This window comes from Sandarakinorhabdus sp. (assembly GCF_031422795.1).
GTDB lineage: Bacteria > Pseudomonadota > Alphaproteobacteria > Sphingomonadales > Sphingomonadaceae > Sandarakinorhabdus.
The window spans coordinates 1-1,578 of the sequence record NZ_JANPML010000232.1 but is presented as its reverse complement, the minus strand read 5'-3'; the positions used below and the strand labels follow the sequence as shown (position 1 = coordinate 1,578).

Genomic DNA, 1,578 nt, shown 5'->3' with positions numbered 1-1,578 from the left:
GATCGAGCGCATGCAGGGCCGCCATGGCCTGCAAAGTGGTTTCGACCAGCGCCAGCCCGTCGCCGGCCTCTGGGGGCAATGTGCCGGCGATCGCCACACCGCAGCGCCGTTCGATGATCTGAAACTTGGTGCCCAGCACCGTCTCATCATCGCAAAAGGCGATCAGGCGCGGCACCAGCGGGAAATGCGGGCCGAGCGCGCCCAGCACCTTGGCTTCGCGTGCCATGTCGCTGGCGCCGGCCGCCAACACGCCCGGCGGCGGGCGGCGCAACACTGCGGGGCCGGTGCTGAGCATCACCCCTTCGTTGCGATTGGCGATGCCGCCACCAAGCCGTTCCAGCCGCGCGTCTGGAGCCAGTGCGAGGCCGTGGCCAGGCAGCCAGGCGGCAAGACGGTCAAGATCGGTCACGCGCTGCGCACCATGATGCAGCGCCGGGCCAGATCAAGCCCGCTGTCGGCTTCACGCTGCGCCATGGCGGCCAGCCAATCCGGCAAGGCGGGATCATTGGCGGCCATTTCGACAAAACCGTGCCGGGCATAGAAGGGCGCATTCCAGGCCAGAAGGCGATCCGTGGTGAGGGACAGGCGTTCACAGGCCAGGGCGGGTGCGCCGGCAATGGCGGCGGCCAACAAGGCGGCGCCCACCCCGCGCCCTTGCGCCGCGCGCGCCACCGACAGTTCGAAAATGTGCAGCCAGCCCTGTTCGGCAGTGGCCAGCAGGAAACCGCAAGGGCCGCCATCATCCGCCACCCACAGGCTGCCCTGCGCCAGCCCGCGTTCAAGGGCGTCGATGGACGTGGTCGCGCTGTCGACGACATGGGCCATCGCCGTACCCGCAAACAGGGTTGCCGCCGAAGCCTCGATGGCCGGCAACAGCGGGAGATCGGCAGGAAGAGCATGGCGGATCATAGTCGCCCAGCTACCATGATCGGGCGGCTCGGCAACAGCCTGTCACAAAGCGTTTACTGGATAATGGCACAGGGTCTGCCTATGCTGATGGTGATGTCTGAGCTTCCCATCCTTGCCTCTGACCGTCTGGTGCTGCGCCCACACCGGCTGGCGGACTTTGAGCGATTGGCGGAAATGTGGTCCCACCCGGTGGTAGTGACGCATTTCGGCGGCAAGCCGTTCAACCGCGAAGACAGCTGGAACCGGTTGCTGCGCTATGTCGGCCATTGGCAATTGATGGGCTATGGCATGTGGGTCGTCACCCGCCCGGGCGAGGATCTGCATCTGGGCGATGTTGGCTTCCTGCATGGCGAGCGCACCGGCGTTGAACCGTTCGGCTGCCCGGAAGCGGCCTGGGCTTTTCATCCCGAAGCGCAAGGCCAAGGCTATGCCAGCGAAGCCGTGGCCTGTGCGCTGGAATGGGCGGACACGCGGTTCGACCGGACAGTGGCCATGATCAACCCAGCCAATGCCGCCAGCATCAGCGTGGCGCGGCGCTGCGGTTTCAGCATTTATGGCGAAGCCACCTACCGCGCCGAACCGGTGGGCCTGTGGGAACGTCCACGGCCGGCCTGACCGGTCCGGCTTCAGCCGGGAACCGGCATGTTAACAGTCCGACCACGCCGCCGC

The 1,578-nt window shown here is 66.7% G+C and carries 3 protein-coding genes; 1 reads left to right on the top strand and 2 read right to left on the bottom strand.

Annotation, left to right across the window (positions count from 1 at the left end; translation table 11 throughout):
- Together RMO81_RS08665 and RMO81_RS08660 are read right to left on the bottom strand one after the other, a co-directional pair.
- Window positions 1–409: phosphotransferase (locus RMO81_RS08665; RefSeq protein WP_310475428.1), on the bottom strand; the 409-nt coding region annotated here is incomplete at its 3' end.
- Window positions 406–909 carry a GNAT family N-acetyltransferase gene (locus tag RMO81_RS08660; protein ID WP_310475427.1) on the bottom strand — a complete coding sequence of 168 codons (504 nt, stop codon included), beginning with the start codon at window positions 907–909 and terminating at the stop codon, window positions 406–408. The genes RMO81_RS08660 and RMO81_RS08665, both read right to left, overlap by 4 nt.
- A gap of 93 nt (window positions 910–1,002) precedes the next feature.
- Here RMO81_RS08660 and RMO81_RS08655 point away from each other — a divergent pair, with 93 nt between their 5' ends.
- On the top strand, window positions 1,003–1,524 hold the full coding sequence (locus RMO81_RS08655) for a GNAT family N-acetyltransferase (protein WP_310475426.1): 522 nt from the start codon (window positions 1,003–1,005) through the stop codon (window positions 1,522–1,524).
- Window positions 1,525–1,578 lie beyond the last annotated feature (54 nt).